This is a genomic window from Vibrio sp. 10N.222.46.A1 (assembly GCF_041473595.1).
Taxonomy (GTDB): Bacteria; Pseudomonadota; Gammaproteobacteria; order Enterobacterales; family Vibrionaceae; genus Vibrio; species Vibrio tasmaniensis_A.
The window spans coordinates 1-656 of the sequence record NZ_JBFRSN010000195.1 but is presented as its reverse complement, the minus strand read 5'-3'; the positions used below and the strand labels follow the sequence as shown (position 1 = coordinate 656).

Below are 656 nucleotides of genomic sequence, written 5' to 3'. Positions count from 1 at the left end.
TATCGTAGCAAACGTGTTATGCAGGCGTTAGCTTAAAGGGACGTGAAGCTATGGATGTTATTTCAATAATCATTGTCGTTTTATGCGCAACATTTGTGTTTCCTGCCTTGTTTGGTTTGTTCGAATTGAAAACTTCAAAGCTCAAAGCAATCATCGAGGTTGAGGGTAATCAAATAACGATCCGCAAGCTGGCTGTGGAACGATTCCTTAGCTTAAAAGGCAGCACGATATGTACTACTAGCATTGTCCGTATTCAGTTTGTGAAAGACCCGATTGGAGGGACGTGCGTAACTCTGTTTAATGAATCCGATGGAGCTTTGGACTTTTGGGTTCCAGAGCACTTAATTAAAGGTGTTAAAAGTGAACTTGTGAGTGCTTGCCCGTATGCACAATTCGTTGAAATTTAAGCTAACTAATAAGGATTGAGGTGTTGCGTAGCCAACACTAAATCCCAAGTGTTGAATAAGCCCGAAGCCACTTTATTAAGTAAATTGCGTAATTTAGTTTGAAGGACACATCGCTTTGAGGTTTTTCTCAAGGCAAGCGAGGCCAAGATAAGGTTGCGATAGCAATCTTATTAACCAGTTAGCTATTTTTCGTTTCTTTCGTCGTTACACCTCCTCTATTTTGGTTGATGCCATTCTCCTTATTATCAA

Annotated in this window: 1 protein-coding gene; it reads left to right on the top strand. The window is 40.2% G+C overall.

Features of this window, described 5'->3' with window-relative positions; genetic code table 11:
* The first annotated feature begins 50 nt into the window (after nucleotides 1-50).
* Nucleotides 51-407 (top strand): hypothetical protein, encoded by a 357-nt coding sequence (locus AB4496_RS06625; protein WP_012604261.1) that lies wholly within the window; start codon nucleotides 51-53, stop codon nucleotides 405-407.
* The last annotated feature ends 249 nt before the right edge of the window (nucleotides 408-656 follow it).

Excerpts from the sequence above, each read along its gene's own strand:
- AB4496_RS06625 (WP_012604261.1), top strand. The coding sequence starts at position 51 with ATGGATGTTATTTCAATAATCATTGTCGTTTTATGCGCAACATTTGTG.